Genomic DNA, 15,691 nt, shown 5'->3' with positions numbered 1-15,691 from the left:
TCGGCAACACCCCCCGGGCCCTCGAGGGGCAGGGGCAGAAGGCCGTCCGCGGGCGCCCGATCGGCAGTCCCTCGGGACATATGTCAATCGTAATCCGACTGTCCGGGCGGGCTGCTCAAGCAGTCGGATTAACTACACTTCAAACTGTAATGGGGTGCTGGACCGGAGCGCTGGACCAGGGGTGCTGGACCAGGGGTACTGTGGGACTCGGGGAGGGGGCTAGGGCTCGAGGGCGCGGAGGGCGGCGGGGAGGTAGGTGATGAGGTCCTCGGCGCTGACGCAGATATCGGTGAGGGCGTCGGCGGCGGCGCGGCCTGCTTCGGCATGCAGGGCGCAACCGAGCGCGGCGGCGTCGCGCGGCGCGATACCCTGGGCGAGCAGGGAGCCGATGAGGCCGGCGAGCACATCGCCGGTGCCCGCCTTTGCGAGGGCCGCCGTGCCGCGGTCCATCGCCTCTACGGTGTCATCGGAAGAGGCGATGAACGTCGTTGGGCCCTTGAGCGCCACGACGGCCCGGTAGGCGTCGGCCAAAGCGCAGGCGAGGGCCGGCGGCTCCAGCGTCTCGTTCACCTGGGCGCCACGGGCGAGCCGCGCCGCCTCGCCGCCGTGGGGCGTGAGCACGGTGGGCAGGCCCGCCTCAGCACGCCGACGGCACAGGCGCAGGCCCGTGGCGTTGGCAAGCAGCGTGAGGGCGCCGCCGTCGATGAGCAAGGGCCCCGGGTAGGCGCGCACGGTTTCCATGAGCAGCGATGTGAGCGCGCGCTCTTCGGCGTCGAAGCCGCAGCCGATGACGCAGGCGGCAGGGCGGTCCGCCCTTGGTGTGGCAACGCGCTCCGGCTTCCACGTGTGCCAGTCGCGCACCACCAGCGACGGACGCCATCCGCGCACGGTGATCATCGATTTGCCGGCGCAAAACACCTCGGTGTAGCCCGCGCCGGCCCGCTCGCCGGCGGCGCTCGCGAGGCAGGCCGCCCCCGGGTAGGCCGCCGAGCCCACGACCAGCGACAGGTGCCCGCGCGTGTATTTGTTCGCATCGGCGGCAGGGTGGGGCACAAGTGCCGCCAGCTCGGCATTGGTGCGGCCGGGGCGTACCCGCACCGTCTCCCGATGCATCGGCGCGGTTATCTCGGCGCGGGGCCTACCAGGGGTGTTCTCGGCGTTCACGGCACTTCCAATCCTTGAGTAAGTCGGTCATGAAACACGGGGCCAACGCGGCGCAATCCTGTCGGAAACGAGACGCGCGCCCGGCCGAAACCCTCATGTTCCCGCTTCTAGAATGTTCGATGTCACCGTATCACATGGCGACGCTGAAACGCACCAGGGTTAAGGAGTCGTGATTAACATGGACATCAAGGTAGGACGCAACTGGGGCATGTTCGCTGCGGGCATTGCCCTCATCATCATCGGATTCGTGCTGCTTATGGTGCCGGGACTCACCTTGGTGAGCATCGCCATCGTCGCGGGCTGCATGTTCTTGGCCGCGGGCATCGTCGATGCGTTCGCCTACTTCAAATTCCGGAAAACCGAGGCGCTTTCCGGCTGGGCTTTGGCCTACGCTATCTGCGATATCGTGCTGGGCGTGCTGTTCATCGTGCACCCGGTGGCCACCTCGGCGGTGATTCCCTGGGTCATGGGCATCTTCGTCGTGGCCTACGGCATCTTCGAGATTGTGGCGGCGCTTCGCTTCCATGCGGTACTGCCCGGTTGGGGCTGGGTGCTGTTCGCCGGCATCGTGTCGCTGTTCTGCGGCCTCGCGTTCTTCATGTGGCCGGGCACCTTCGCGCTGTTCTTGGGCTTCTTCCTCATGGCGCGCGGCGTGCAGATGGCCGTCTACGGCGTGACGCTTCCCCAGGCGACCATCGTGGCGCACACTCACTAAGCGGGGCGAGCGGGGCGCGTTTGGAACGCGCGCGGAAATCCGCGCGCAACCCTGCGACGAGCTTGCGCGAACCCCGCGCGAAACCCTGCGCCGAACCAAGAGAGCTGACGCTCAAAGCGTCGCGCCAGTGATACCATTAGCGCGGCGAAATCGAGGCCCGGATTCGTCCGGGCCTCTTCATGCGGAAAGCGAGGAACCATGGCAGAGCAGGGCAATCTGTTCGACGGAGCGGAACTGGCGAGCGCAACAAGCGATCCGGCGGCGCGGGCCGAGGCGCTCCGACGCGAAATCGAGCACCACAGCTACCAGTACTACGCCCTGGATGCGCCCACGATATCGGACGCGGCCTTCGACTCGCTCATGCGCGAGCTGCGCGAGATCGAGGCGGCGCACCCGGAGCTCGTGACGGCCGCCTCGCCCACCCAGCGCGTCGGCGGCTATGTGGGCGAGCAGTTCGCGCCGGTGGCGCACGAGCAGCGCATGTACTCGCTGGATAACGCCATGGACCTCGACGAGCTGGACGCGTGGATGGAGCGTGTGGCCGAGGCCTGCGGAGGGGCGCTTCCGCCTCTGTGCTGCGAGCTGAAGATCGACGGCAGCTCCATCGCGCTTACCTACGAGGACGGCACGCTCGTGCGCGCGGCCACCCGCGGCGACGGCACCACGGGCGAGGACGTGACCGTGAATATGCGCACCGTGCGCGACGTGCCCCTGCGCCTGCGCGATGCGGCCCGGCCCGCCATCGCGCCGGGCGTCGCATCCCTTGAGCTGCGCGGCGAAGTGTACATGCCGAAGAAGAGCTTCGAGACGCTGAACGCGGCGGCCGAGGAAGAGGGGCGTCAGCCCTTTGCGAACCCGCGCAACGCCGCCGCCGGCTCGCTGCGCCAGAAGGACCCGGCCATCACGAAGATGCGCGACCTTTCCACCTTCATGTACGCCATCGCCGATGACGCCGCCCTAGAGGTGGAGGGCCAGTGGGAGCTTCTGCAGTGGCTGCGCGAGGCGGGCTTCCACGTGAATCCCGATGTGCGCCTGTGCAAGACCGCCGCCGAGGTGCGCGGCTTTTGCGAGGAGTGCCTGCGCCGCCGCGAGACGCTGCCCTACGAGATCGACGGGGTGGTGGTGAAGGTGAACGCGTTTTCCCGCCAGCGCGAGATGGGATTTACCGCCCGCGCGCCGCGCTGGGCCATCGCGTTCAAGTTTCCGCCCGAGGAGAAGACGACGCTTCTGCGCGACATCACCGTGCAGGTGGGCCGCACCGGCGCGCTCACGCCCGTGGCCGAGCTTGAGCCTGTGGTGGTGGCCGGCTCCACGGTGGCCCGCGCCACGCTGCACAATGTGGACGAGGTGCACCGCAAGGACGTGCGCATCGGCGACACGGTCATCGTGCGGAAGGCGGGCGACGTCATCCCCGAGGTGCTGGGTCCGGTGCTGTCGCTGCGCAGTCCCGAGGCGCGGGTGTGGGAAATGCCGTCGATGTGCCCGAGCTGCGGCAGTCCCGTGGTGCGCGACGAGGGGGAGGTGGCCTTCCGCTGCATCTCCATCGATTGCCCGGCCCAGGCGCTGGAGCGTCTGCTGCATTGGGCGAGCCGCGGGGCGATGGATATCGACGGCATGGGGGAGGAGATCGTCTCGCGTCTGGTGGAAAGCGGGCGGCTGGCCGATGTGGCCGACTACTACTCGCTTTCCGAAGAGGAGCTGGCGTCGCTGGACATGGGGCGCGTGAAGGCCGACGGCGAGGCGGTGCGCCTGGGGCATACCGTGGCGAAAAAGCTCGTGGCGGCCATCGAGGCGTCGAAGTCGCGCTCGTTCGCGCGGGTGCTGTTCGGCTTAGGGATCCGCCATGTGGGCAAGACCACCGGCGAGGCCATCGCGGCGGCGTTTCCCTCTATGGAGGCGCTCGCGGCAGCCGGCGAGGACGAGCTGGCGAGCATCTACGGCGTGGGGCCGAAGGTGGCCCATGGGATGTGGCTCTTCTTCCGCACGCCGGATAATGTGTCGGTCATCGACCGCTTGCGCGCGGCCGGTGTGACCATGGCCGACGAGGCCGCCGAGCCGGGCGAGGAGGTGCCCCAGGTGCTTTCGGGGCTCACCTTCGTGCTGACGGGCACGCTGGTGAATTCGGGCATGACCCGCGATGAGGCCGGGGCGCGGCTTAAGGCCATGGGGGCCAAGGTGTCGGGGTCGGTGTCGAAGAAGACGAGCTTTTTGGTGGCGGGGGAGAGCGCCGGTTCGAAGTACGACAAGGCCATCGCGCTCGGGGTTCCCGTGTTGGACGAGGCGCAGCTTTTGCGCCTGCTGGAAACCGGAGAGGTTCCCCGGGAAGTGTAACTTGTGGCGTTTCCGGGGTCGGGCCACGGGGTACTGCTCAGTCGCTCAGACAGTCCTCGCTCGGCGAAACAGTCCACTGGACTGCTTCGTTCGCTGCGGAACTCGCTTGGCGAGCAGCACCCCGTGTCCCTCTACGCTCAACTGTGTTTCTGAGTTGTTTTCTCATGAATGACGCGCCTGTGAACTGAAGGCGGGGGAGTTGTGAAAGGGGTTGGCGTCCTTGCTTGCCCCTTTTATGCTCTTGTCCATGGATACGTTGAAAACGCACATCAAGGCCGCGCGTTTGGTGCTTGCGGCCGGCATGCTGGCGACGTTGTGCATCGCCTTTTCCCATCACGAGGCTCATGCTTCCGAGGTGGAGAGCCCCTTTACCAAAACCCAGGATTTCGCTCAGGAAATCAAAGAATACGTGGGGTCGGTGGCCGATGAGGCGGCCGAGCAGGCGGCGGCTGAAGCCGAGGCCGAGGCGCTTGCGGGGCGGCGTGAGTCGGTGGTTTCCGAGGCGCTGAGCCATCTTGGCGTGCCGTACTCCTACGGCGGCACCACGCCCTCGGGCTTCGATTGCTCGGGCTTCACGCGTTGGGTGTTCTCCCATGCGCTGGGTCGCGAGCTGCCGCGCACGGCGGCCGAGCAGAGCGCGCTGGGCGTCGGCGTCTCCTTCGATGAGCTTGTGCCTGGCGACCTTCTGTTCTGGGGGCGCGGCTCGGGCGTCTACCATGTGGGCATTTACGCGGGCGACGGCGAGTACGTGCACGCCTCCACCGGCGGCGGTCGCGTCATGCGCGCCACCTTCGATTACTTCACCCCCGACTTCGCCAAGCGCCTTATCGAGTAAACCTGACCCCGTTCATCACCGAAAAGCGCCATCTATCATGGGTTTTTCAAAAAACACAATCTGTAACCTTTGAGAACGCTCCTTGCAGGTTTTGTGACAAAATGCCAGTTCAGCAACGGAATGGCTTTCGTACTTGCCAGCTGAACTGCTGATTTTCCTGGTCAACATGTGCGCTGCCTGCGATTTGCCCTGCTGGACAGGCCTCTTCGACGCGTTATAATTCAACCTTCCAGGCAAAAATGCCCTGGCTCCGCGCACCCAAATGCGCGAAACTATAACGACAAACGTTGAGGAGGCACGATGACTTCACCGAGGGAGGCAGTATCTATTCTTACTGCTGCGGCACTGGTCGTTGCCCCTGTGGGCGGCGTCGCCGCAACTTATACCACCGGCTATGCCGATGGTGCCGATGGCCATACGATCAAAGATGACCGTGATCACGATATTCCGGCTAACTATGAGGAAGCGCTCGAATGGGTCAAAGAGGGCAAGGTCTTCTACAAGTCCTGCGTTGACTTCATGGCGGCCAATGCGGAGCAGTTCGGCAATTTGACGCCGGAGCAACGCGATGAGCTGTGGAATCTGGCTGCCGATGACGAAGCGCCTGCAGACACTGCGACGACGCCTGCTCCGGCGCCTGAGCCTGAGCCCGAGCCGGCCCCCGCGCCTGAACCGATGCCTGAGCCTGAGCCTGCCCCGGCGCCCGAGCCTGAGCCTGAGCCTGAGCCCGAGCCCGAGCCGGCGCCTGAAATTCAGAGTCCCTCGAATGAGTCTTCGGATGATTCGGACCAAGGAGCGGTGGACTCAACTGGCGGAGCGGGGGATTCGGCGGATTCCAGCGACGTTGTCGATCCGACGGAGCCGACGGAGCCTGTCGACCCGGTTGACCCCGTCGAGCCTGTTGACCCCGTGGATCCGGTGGAGCCGACTGATCCGGTCGAGCCCGTCGACCCGGTAGAGCCGGTCGATCCGATTGAGCCCATTGAGCCCGTTGATCCGATTGATCCGGTCGACCCTGCTGAACCGGTCGAGCCGGTCGAGCCGGTCGAGCCGGTCGAGCCGGTCGAGCCGGAGGAACCCGAGCAGCCTTCGCAGCCAGAGGGTCCCGACATCGACACGAGCAATCCGGTGGATGACGGGGTGCAGAAGCCCGGCGATGCCGGCGGCGTGACCGATGAGTCGCATATTTCCGCCACCATCAAGGGCCAGGCGCAGACGCCGCTCAAGCAGGTGGCCGTCACGGTGCCTTCCATCTCCTTCACCCACATCGACAACTCGGCTTACGTGGCGCGCCACTACAGCGAGGACCTCACTACCGAGAAGTTCATCTCGCTGGTGGGCGAGTCGGCCCGCACCATTGCCGCCGACAACGACCTGTACGCGTCGGTCATGGTCGCCCAGGCCATCCTGGAGTCCGCTTCTGGCAACTCCACCCTGGCCCAGGCGCCGAACAACAACCTCTTCGGCATCAAGGGCACCTACCACGGCAAGTCCGTACAGCTGCCCACTCGCGAGGACGACGGCACCGGTGCCACCTATACCATCATGAGCGACTTCCGCCAGTACGCCAATGTGGACGAGTCGCTTTCCGACTACGCCGATTTGCTGTCCAACTCCATGGGCGACTTCTACGCCGGCGCGCGCAAGTCGAACACCGACAGCTTCGTGGATGCCTGCGACTTCCTCGTGGGCCGCTACGCCACGGACATCTTCTATTCCGAGAAGCTGCAGGACCTCATCGAGACCTACGACCTCACCCGCTTCGACGTGCCGCTCACCTACGAGCTCACCGAGACCTTCGTGCTGCCGGTGAAGGACGAGGTCACGGGCTTGGACAAGTACCTCGATCCGGTGACCGACAAGACCGAGTACGAGGCGCTGGTGGCCGAGTACCGCGATTACCTGGCTCGCACGAGCGAGTACCAGCAGGCGTTGGCCGAGTGGCAGAACCAGATGGCCGCCGCCGAGGAGCTCTACCACGTGCCGGTGTATTTGGAAAAGCCGGCGATGCCCGCAAGCGACACGGCCATGCAGCAGCACGCCGACGCCATCGATGCCGAGCGCTTCGAGGGCTTCGACGAGCTTGTCGCGACCAACCAGCCGCTGCCCGTGCGCGAGGCCCGCACCTTAAACGACCTTACCGCCATGGCGAACTCGTTCTTGGGCGTGCCGTATCTGTGGGGCGGTACCACGCCGGCCGGCTTCGACTGCTCGGGTCTGGTGCAGTACTGCTACCGCGAGGTGTTCAACATCGAGCTGCCCCGCACCACCTACTACCAGTGCGACGTGGGCGTGGAAGTGCCCTTCGAGGAGCTGCTTCCGGGCGACCTGCTGTTCTTCGCCGACGGCGGGGATGTGCACCATGTGGCGATGTATCTGGGCGATGGCTACTACGTGGAGGCGCCGCACACCGGCGACGTGGTGAAGATCACGGCCATGAACGCCAAGCTTCCCGACTTCGCCAAGCGCGTGGTGGATGTGCGCGGGATTGACATGACCGAGTTTTCCGACGAGCAGCTGGCGCAGTTCGTTGAGCGCGAGAAGTATTTGCAGGAGCGTGAGCAGCGCCTGGGCGTCACCGACGAGACCCTGGCCGAGCTCACCGAATGGCTGCGCGGCCTCGAGTTCTAATCCGCCAACCGCTACGTGGGAGTAACGCTGCGACATTTTGTGGTGCTGGGCCTCCTTGCCTTTATCGTGACGTATCTTTGCGTCCCGTTGGCACGGAGGCTCGCGCTGCGTTTGGATGCGGTAGATTACCCGAGCAAGCGCCGGGTGAACAAGCGGCCCGTACCGCGTATGGGCGGCGTGGCCATGGCGGCGGGCATCGCCGTGGCTCTTTTGGTGGAAGTGGCGGGGGAGTACTTTCTCGGCTGGGCCGGGTTCTACATAACCGACGACGGCGGCACGGTGAACCATGCGGGCGTGATGTGCGGCTTGCTGTTCATCGTGTGCGTGGGAGCGATGGATGACGTGTACTCGCTGAAGCCCGGCGTGAAGTTCGGCGGCCAGCTTTTGGGCGCGACCATCATCGCGACATCGGGGCTGCTGCTTTCGAGCATCGCGAACCCCTTGGGTCGCGGGTTCATCGAGTTCGGATGGATGTCCTATCCCATCACGGTGCTTTATCTGGTGTGCTTCATGAACGTGATCAACCTGATCGATGGTCTTGACGGGCTGGCGGCGGGTATCACGGACATTGCGGCGTTCTTCCTGTTTTTGATTGCCTACGGGCGCGGCATGGAAGAAACGGCGATGCTCTCCATCGTGCTTCTGGGCGTGACTCTGGCGTTTCTACGCTACAACTTCGCGCCGGCGAGCATCTTCATGGGCGACTCCGGGTCGCTGCTTTTGGGCGCCATGCTCGGCGTCATCTCGCTCATGGGCGTCATGCGCTCGCCCACGGTGATCGTGCTGGCGGTGCCGCTCGTGATCGCAGCCATCCCCATCGCCGACACGGCGGCGGCCATCGCGCGTCGCCTGTACCACCACAAGCCCATTCAGCAGGCCGACCGCAAGCATTTGCACCATATGCTCTTGCGCAAGGGCTATGGCGTGCGCAAGAGCGTGGTCATCGTGTACGCTTGGACGGCCCTGCTCGGCGTGGGCGCTTGGGTCATGAGCACCTCCCACGGTGTGGCGGTGTGGGCCATGATTCTCGTGCTGCTCATGGGCTCGTTCCTCATCTTGTGGAAGCTCGGCATCTTCGACCAAGTTCTGCGCCACCACTACCACGGCCGCCACACCCGCCAGGAGGATAAACCCACCTGGTACGGAAGGCATGGGCGGTAGGAGATGGCAGGGCCGTCCAAATACGCGCTCTTTGACGGACGGCTCTATAAGCGTCTCGGGACGCTTCCTCATGTCGGGGGCGGCTCGGCGTCCGCAGTCGTGGTGTGCGAATCTCCCGAAGGCGACCGCCGATATGCAATGCGCGAAGAGTGGGCCATTGCCGCGCGGGCGTTCGACGAAGAGGCAAGTGCCCAAGGTCTGGTCACGGCCGCGAGTCCGGCTTCTGACAAGTTGAGGTTATTTCGAAGCTTGTTCAAAGGTCGCGAGGATGTTCACGCCCACGGCTACCGGCGCAAAGGTGGCGGCATCGCCTATGCGCCGGTCTGTGCCAACGAGTGGGTTCGTGGGACGTGTCCGAAATGCCAGAGCGTGCGAGCGAAGTGCGCTGACTGCGCATCGCGGTCATTCACGCCATTGGGCGATCGCGAGTTGATAAACCACTTCAAAGGGCGTGACCCCTCCTTCAAGGACGTTGTAGGCCTTTATGTTCTCGACAGCGAATGCAATACGTCCGTTCTTGTTGCCGATTTCGATAAGGCGGGATGGCAAGAGTCTGTTTCGTCTTACCGGGATGCGGCGGAGTGCTTGGGGATCCCGGTGGCCGTGGAGCGATCGCGCTCCGGCAACGGTGGCCATGCCTGGATCTTTTTCGAAGAGCCTATCGCCGCCTCACTGGCGAGAGATTTAGGGAGCGCCATAATGAGCGAGGGCATGGCTCGCGATGAGTCTCTCTCGTTTTCCTCCTACGACAGAATGTTTCCGGCGCAATCGACTATTCCTTCGGGTGGTTTCGGGAACCTGATTGCGTTGCCTTTCCAAGGCGCGGCCCAGCGCCAAGGGAACTCGGTGTTCGTGGATCGGTCTTTTAAGCCTTATGAAGATCAGTGGCTTTTCCTCTCGAAGGTTACGAAAGTGAGCGAAGAGAAGGCAAGGGCGGTGGTGGAGCGAAGTGTCGGAGGCCCGCTGGGAGGATTGACCTATGGCCGGCAGATTGCGCGTTCTAGGTCGGAAGATGAGTCGTGGAAGCGCCCGAAGAGCACACCTTTGGCACCCGAGGACTTTCCTCCGGTGGTCCATATCGTCAAAGCGAATATGCTCTACATTTCAAATGTGGGGCTATCGCCAGCGGCGCGTAACCGATTACTGCGGCTCGCTGCCTTCGGCAATCCGGAGTTCTACCGAGCGCAGGCCATGCATCAATCGGTGTTCGGGAAGCCGAGGATCGTTTGCCTTGCCGAGGAGCGCAGTGGATATATCGCGTTGCCGCGGGGCGCAGAGAAGAAGCTGGTCGAACTACTGAAAGCAGCGGGGGCATCCTTTAGCGAAAGCGACGAGCGCTTCGCAGGGCCTGGCATTCGGGTGAGCTTTAACGGCGATCTCCGGCATGGGCAAGCGGAGGCGGTTGAGCGCTTGCTCGGATTCGAGAACGGGATTCTCTCGGCGCCAACAGGATTTGGCAAGACGGTTATAGGGGCGGCCGTTATAGCCCGACTCAAGCTGCCGACATTGGTCATCGTGCCTAAAACCGCCCTTCTTTCCCAGTGGAAGGAACGCCTCGGCGATTTCTTGGCCATCGACGAGGAATTGCCTCCGCCTCTGACGCCAACTGGTCGGAAAAGTCGTCGGAAGAGGTCGCTCATCGGGCAAATTGGCGGCGGTAAGAACGATAGAAGCGGAATTATCGATATTGCGACGTTTCAATCGCTTATCGAAAAGGAAGAGAATGGCTGCGCGAAAGCGAGGGATTTCGTCAAGGAGTACGGTCTCGTTATCGTCGACGAGTGCCATCATGGTGCGGCCCCGCAGCTAGAGTGCATATTGAAAGCGGTAAACGCCCGCTATGTCTATGGGTTGAGCGCTACGCCGAAGCGCGCAGATGGGTTGGAAGGCATTACCTACCTGCTTTGCGGTCCCGTTCGAGTGGAGATAGACCCTAAACAACAGGCGTTCCTCCAAAGTTATAAGCGTATCCTCCGTCCACGTTTTACGGGTATTCGCCTGCCTGATCTTGAGCCGGGGTCATCGTATTCCCAAGTTCTCGAAATGTTGTGCGTCAACGACAAAAGAAACGCTCTCATAATCGACGACGTGCGCGGTGCAATGGCAGAGGGGCGCACGCCTCTGGTTGTGTCGAAGCGCAAAGACCATGCTCGATTGCTGCACCATGGCCTGATTTCTCTAGGCCTTAACGCGAGGCTGCTAGTAGGCGAGGGCACGCCCAAGCAGCGCCGCGAGGCAATCGAGAAAGTCAAAACAGCTGCAGGAGAGGGCTCGATGGTGCTCGTTGCAACCGAGAGCTATCTCGGCGAAGGTTTCGATATGCCTCAACTTGACGCGCTTTTCCTAACGACGCCTGTCTCGTGGGGTGGAAGCGTCACTCAGCAGTCGGGGCGGCTCCATCGTGAGTTCGTAGGCAAGAAGGACGTCGTTGTCTTCGACTATGTAGACCTCTCGGTCCCTATGCTTGATCGCATGTACAAAAAGCGCCTCAAAACCTACGGCAATCTTGGCTATGAGCTATCGTCTTCGCTAGCAGACGGGGAGGACTCGCTCGGATCTGCGTGCGCTTTCGTCTGCAGAGATAAGTGGCTCTCTCTGTTTGAAAGCGATATCCGCCAGGCCGGAAAAACAATTCTGGTACGAGCTCCTTTTACCAACGCCGCCGCGATAAAGAAGTTTGAACCCTCATTGCGCGACGCGAAAGAGAGAGGAGTTGAAGTGCGCTGTGAATTGAAAAAGCCTGTTGACAGAGAAAGTGCTGATTCGAGAGATTTGGCTGCGATGTCGATGCTTGAGAACGCTAGAGTCTCCGTCGTGCTCTCCCCTGAGGAGCCGACGCGATTGGCGATAATTGACCATCAACTTGTTTGGTACGGCTCGCTGCCGCTGCTTGCTTTTCCGAAAATAGACGATTGCAGCTTGCGCATTCGTGATGCGGAGTTGGCTGCAGAACTGGAAAGCGCATTAAACCCGACGCAGCAAGGGAACGAAGGCTCGCTGGGTGTTGAACCGCAAAGATAGGATTTAAGTGTCCTTGCTGGTTGCCTTGATTCGAGACATTTGTCTTTCAATATGTATTCAAGCCTCCATCGATTTGCGGTCTTTGTTCACGAGTGGCTATTCCGCTGCGATTATTGTTAAGAACAATAAAGCGATATGATATATTGTCAAAACGAAACACAGGTGAGACAGGAGGAGGTTGTGAGCCATGACAACGTTGGAGCTACTGGCGATTCCTGGACTGGACAACAGCAAGAAACTTACTCAAATGAGAATCGACTCCAGCAAGCGGACAGAGAGAGCGGTTCGTTCTCAGCTGATTGCTGCGAAGGTGATGAGCGTGAAGAAAAAGAGCTTGCAAGCAAAGTAGACGCGATCATCGATGCGATTCCTGTAGAGGAATTGCGAGCTATAATTTCGTCAGAGGTTATTGCTAGGGGAGAGCATTGGGTTGGTTTATTGCCCGATCCTGACTCTTTCAATAAGTATCCAGAGTTCGCGCAACATCAAATGGTTGCATGGAATGATGCAAGCATTATTGACGCCTCAAAGCGCGAGGATAAGCTTGTCGATGCTGCCATTAGGCAGGCAAAGGTGGGCCAAGGTCTTTCTTTTGTTCTAAATCTCGTGTTCACGGTTCTCAGCTTTGCGGGCTTTGTTGTAACGGGGAATTTGGCCTCTTTTGGCTTCATGAGTGTTCCTGTGATATCGGTCGGGTTCAATATCTGGAAAGATAGGCAAGCCGATAAGGCGAAAGATACTGGACGAAGCGAGTAGCGGTTTTCTGTGACGCCTTTGGTGATATGCAAGATGGCCTCAATGAATGAGGCCATCTTGCATTGTACGGGAAGACAACGGAGAGGAAGACGAGTCCTCTTGCGAAGCCTTGTTTCAAAACGCTGAACACAAGTGGACTGAAGTCATACAGGGTGGTTCTCTTTGATTAAAGGCGGTCAATGTTCGGGGTGCTCGACTGGTTCTTGGGTGCATTTTGGGTGTAGCAAACCTTTCCCCAGTCGCTGACTTTGTGGGCCGTGTGATGGCGGCGAAGCAATGGTAAAATAGGCTCTCGGCATTTGTCCGCCGGGAGGAATGAGGATTGTGAGTACGCTCTCTCAGATACTCAAAGAGCAGTGGGATTGGCGCAAGCAGATTACCAGCCTGGGCTTGTTCGACTTGAAAAAGATTTCGGCCGGCGCTGTGCTGGGCCCGCTTTGGTTTTTTGCGAAACCAGCGGTATACATTCTGGTGTTCTGGTTTGCCCTTGAGGTGGGCTTGCGCAGCGCCGATCAAACCGGATCGGATGCGCCCTATATTCTCTGGCTCATGGGTGGTCTCATCCCATGGTTCTACATCCAGGAGATTCTCGGCACGGGCGTTAACGTATTTAAGCGCTATTCGTATTTGGTTACGAAGATTAAGTTCCCGCTTTCGGGTATCCCGACGATTTACAGCATCTCGACGTTCATCATTCAGCTGGGATTGGTCGCGGCACTGCTCGTCGTCTATTTCCTGTGCGGCCAGCCGCTCGATTTGTATCTTTTGCAACTGCCCGTGGCCTTGGTGCTCATGTTCGTTTTCTTCGATATGTTCTCACTCATGACGAGTTTGCTCTCAGCCATCAGCAAAGACTTCATGAACTTGCTGAAGACGCTCTCTACGCCGCTATTCTGGCTGTCGGGCATCATCTTCAACGTGTACAATTTAGATTTGCCCATCATCGAGTGGATTCTCATGTTCAACCCTATCACGTTCATCGTCACCATGTACCGTTGTGCGGTTTACGACAAGATGTGGATTTGGGACAAGCCCGAGGCCGTCATCGGCTTCGTGGTCGTGTTCGCTGTGACGCTCATTGCCACGCTGGTTATCTATCAGCGCACCCATGAGGAGGTGGCTGATGTCCTCTAGCGCCGATGCGCCCATCGCCATCAAATTCGACCACGTTACGAAAACGTACAAGCTGTACGAGAACGACAGGCAGCGTTTTCTCAGCGTGTTTCGCGGCAAGGACAAGCGCAAGCTCGTTACTTCGGTGAACGCCAGCAACGATTTGTCCTTCGAGATTCGCAAGGGCGAGGCCGTGGCGTTTCTCGGCCACAATGGCGCGGGGAAGTCCACGGCGCTGAAGATGATCACGGGTGTGACGTTCCCGACCACCGGCGAGGTGATTGTGAACGGCACGGTGAGCGCGTTGTTGGAGCTCACTGCCGGATTCGACATGGCGCTGACGGGACGCGAGAACATCCATCTGCGCGGCCACGCTCTGGGCCTGGATGCCGACCAGATTGCCGAGTTGGAGCCCAAGGTCGTGGAATTTGCCGATTTGGGCGTGTACATGGACCAACCGGTGCGCACCTATTCCTCGGGCATGAAGTCGCGTCTCGGTTTCGCGTTTGCCGTGTCCAGCGATCCTGAGATTCTCGTGGTGGACGAGGCCTTGTCGGTCGGCGACAAGCAGTTCCAGCAGAAGTGCTTCGCCCGCGTTCGCGAGATTATGGAAGACGAGAACGTGACGGTGCTGTTCGTGACGCATTCCTCGTCGGCCGCGCAGGAATTCTGCACTCGCGGCATCGTGTTGGATAGGGGCACTAAGAAGTTCGACGGCTCTATTCAAGAGGCGATTGCGTACTACGAGGGCCACGCCTAGGGCTTCGCGCGTAGGGTGCGTTTAGCGCCGATGTGGCGCCTCGCTTTAGGAGTGGCTTAAGCGCGTTTGCGGGTCGTTGCGGCTTCGATGATGGTCTCGCACACAACCTCGGTGCACGACGCGCCTTCGGGAAGTGATACGTTGGCGCTTTCGAAGGTCTGGTAAGCTTGTGCGTCGAAGTCATTGTTCTCGATTGCGTGCATGATTTCTTCCGGATTGCCCGTGAACAGGGCAGGCACGTCGTTTTCGAAATCGATGGTGAGGCCGCGCTTCTCGCGGTAGCTGTCCCAGTCGTAGGCGTAAAGGTAGACGGGGATGTTAAGCAGGCCGGCTTCGTAGATGACCGTGGAGTAGTCGCTGATGATGTAGTCGGCAACGAAGAGGGCGTCGAATTGGTCGCAGGGAATCGTGATGACGCGAGGGTCGTTGATGACCTGCTTGCTTACGGGGTGAGGTTTGTAGACGAAGTTGAACCGGTTGAAATCCACCGCGTCGATGAGCGCCTGGGCGGCCTCTGCCTCGTTGGCGGCCGGTTGCTTACGGAAGGTGGGGCAGTAGACGATGGTCTTGCGCTCATGCAGTTGCGGGTAAGCGGCGAGAATGGCCTCGCGCTGCTGCGTGCGATGTCCTTCGCTTAGCAGGAGATCGACGCGGGGGAGGGGGGCTTCGAAAAGCTTGCTCTTATCGGCGTTGAATGCCGCAGCAAACTCATCGGCGAAGCTCATGGACGAGATGGCGATGGCGTCGTACCCCTCGTGCATATGCATCAACCGCGCCGTTGCCTCGGAGTGCCCCTCGTCGGTTCCGAACGCCGTGTACCCGAACCGCTTCATGTTGCCCAGCGAGTGCCATATCTGAATCACCGGCACCTTGATGCGGTCATGCAAGAGCCCAACGACGATGCAATAGGAATCTAGCACTGTGGCCCGGCTTGTTGCGATGTAGTAGACCTGGCGGATCATTTCGAGCAGGTAGGCCGCCGGATTGCGCAGCTGCTTAGCGAGAATGGCAACCTCCCACGCAGGCTCGCGCCGCTCGCAATACTCCTTAATGAGCTGAAAGTCGACAGGATCGCTGTCGCTCTGCCGACTGATGCATACGAAGCGTCGGTGCGTGGGAAGCAATGAGCAGAGGGCGTAGAGCATCGCGAGAATGTTTGCGGCGCAAGCTATAGTGACTCTACGCATAAAACCTCCTTAGCTGT

The 15,691-nt window shown here is 60.9% G+C and carries 11 protein-coding genes; 9 read left to right on the top strand and 2 right to left on the bottom strand.

Annotated elements, in window-relative coordinates:
* Positions 1-219: 219 nt before the first annotated feature.
* Entirely contained in the window at positions 220-1,164 is a 945-nt protein-coding gene (locus tag VJ923_RS09720) for an NAD(P)H-hydrate dehydratase (RefSeq protein ID WP_326440960.1), read from the bottom strand.
* Between the two features lie 178 nt (positions 1,165-1,342).
* Between VJ923_RS09720 and VJ923_RS09715 the strand changes: the two genes are divergently transcribed.
* The 9 genes from VJ923_RS09715 to VJ923_RS09675 all read left to right on the top strand — a co-directional run bounded on the left by VJ923_RS09715 (position 1,343) and on the right by VJ923_RS09675 (position 14,487).
* Complete coding sequence (locus VJ923_RS09715) at positions 1,343-1,879, top strand: HdeD family acid-resistance protein (RefSeq protein ID WP_326440958.1); 537 nt, start codon at positions 1,343-1,345, stop codon at positions 1,877-1,879.
* Between the two features lie 198 nt (positions 1,880-2,077).
* Complete coding sequence (gene ligA / locus VJ923_RS09710; protein ID WP_326440956.1) at positions 2,078-4,210, top strand: NAD-dependent DNA ligase LigA; 2,133 nt, start codon at positions 2,078-2,080, stop codon at positions 4,208-4,210.
* Positions 4,211-4,457: 247 nt separating this feature from the next.
* A complete protein-coding gene (locus tag VJ923_RS09705) occupies positions 4,458-5,045 on the top strand; it encodes a C40 family peptidase (RefSeq protein ID WP_326440954.1) in 588 nt (195 codons plus the stop codon).
* Between the two features lie 300 nt (positions 5,046-5,345).
* Positions 5,346-7,676, top strand: coding sequence for a glucosaminidase domain-containing protein (locus VJ923_RS09700; protein ID WP_326440952.1), 2,331 nt, complete (start codon positions 5,346-5,348; stop codon positions 7,674-7,676).
* A 111-nt stretch (positions 7,677-7,787) separates the two neighbouring features.
* On the top strand, positions 7,788-8,837 hold the full coding sequence (locus VJ923_RS09695) for an MraY family glycosyltransferase (RefSeq protein ID WP_326440950.1): 1,050 nt from the start codon (positions 7,788-7,790) through the stop codon (positions 8,835-8,837).
* A gap of 138 nt (positions 8,838-8,975) precedes the next feature.
* On the top strand, positions 8,976-11,858 hold the full coding sequence (locus VJ923_RS09690; RefSeq protein ID WP_326440948.1) for a TOTE conflict system archaeo-eukaryotic primase domain-containing protein: 2,883 nt from the start codon (positions 8,976-8,978) through the stop codon (positions 11,856-11,858).
* A gap of 180 nt (positions 11,859-12,038) precedes the next feature.
* Positions 12,039-12,614 (top strand): hypothetical protein, encoded by a 576-nt coding sequence (locus tag VJ923_RS09685; RefSeq protein ID WP_326440946.1) that lies wholly within the window; start codon positions 12,039-12,041, stop codon positions 12,612-12,614.
* Between the two features lie 315 nt (positions 12,615-12,929).
* Positions 12,930-13,748, top strand: a complete 819-nt coding sequence (locus VJ923_RS09680; protein ID WP_326440944.1) for an ABC transporter permease — start codon at positions 12,930-12,932, stop codon at positions 13,746-13,748.
* Positions 13,738-14,487 (top strand): ABC transporter ATP-binding protein, encoded by a 750-nt coding sequence (locus VJ923_RS09675; RefSeq protein ID WP_326440942.1) that lies wholly within the window; start codon positions 13,738-13,740, stop codon positions 14,485-14,487. Before VJ923_RS09680 ends, VJ923_RS09675 begins: the two co-directional genes overlap by 11 nt.
* A gap of 56 nt (positions 14,488-14,543) precedes the next feature.
* Here VJ923_RS09675 and VJ923_RS09670 read toward each other — a convergent pair whose 3' ends face one another.
* Positions 14,544-15,674 carry a CDP-glycerol glycerophosphotransferase family protein gene (locus tag VJ923_RS09670; protein ID WP_326440940.1) on the bottom strand — a complete coding sequence of 377 codons (1,131 nt, stop codon included), beginning with the start codon at positions 15,672-15,674 and terminating at the stop codon, positions 14,544-14,546.
* Between the last annotated feature and the right edge of the window lie 17 nt (positions 15,675-15,691).

Origin of the sequence: Adlercreutzia shanghongiae (assembly GCF_035830635.1) — a bacterium.
GTDB lineage: Bacteria > Actinomycetota > Coriobacteriia > Coriobacteriales > Eggerthellaceae > Adlercreutzia > Adlercreutzia shanghongiae.
Note: the sequence above shows the minus strand (reverse complement) of the source record. Positions and strands in the feature narration are given on the sequence as shown.

Excerpts from the sequence above, each read along its gene's own strand:
- VJ923_RS09715 (WP_326440958.1), top strand. The coding sequence starts at position 1,343 with ATGGACATCAAGGTAGGACGCAACTGGGGCATGTTCGCTGCGGGCATT.
- ligA (WP_326440956.1), top strand. The coding sequence starts at position 2,078 with ATGGCAGAGCAGGGCAATCTGTTCGACGGAGCGGAACTGGCGAGCGCA.
- VJ923_RS09705 (WP_326440954.1), top strand. The coding sequence starts at position 4,458 with ATGGATACGTTGAAAACGCACATCAAGGCCGCGCGTTTGGTGCTTGCG.
- VJ923_RS09700 (WP_326440952.1), top strand. The coding sequence starts at position 5,346 with ATGACTTCACCGAGGGAGGCAGTATCTATTCTTACTGCTGCGGCACTG.
- VJ923_RS09690 (WP_326440948.1), top strand. The coding sequence starts at position 8,976 with ATGCGCGAAGAGTGGGCCATTGCCGCGCGGGCGTTCGACGAAGAGGCA.
- VJ923_RS09680 (WP_326440944.1), top strand. The coding sequence starts at position 12,930 with ATGAGGATTGTGAGTACGCTCTCTCAGATACTCAAAGAGCAGTGGGAT.
- VJ923_RS09675 (WP_326440942.1), top strand. The coding sequence starts at position 13,738 with ATGTCCTCTAGCGCCGATGCGCCCATCGCCATCAAATTCGACCACGTT.
- VJ923_RS09670 (WP_326440940.1), bottom strand. The coding sequence starts at position 15,674 with ATGCGTAGAGTCACTATAGCTTGCGCCGCAAACATTCTCGCGATGCTC.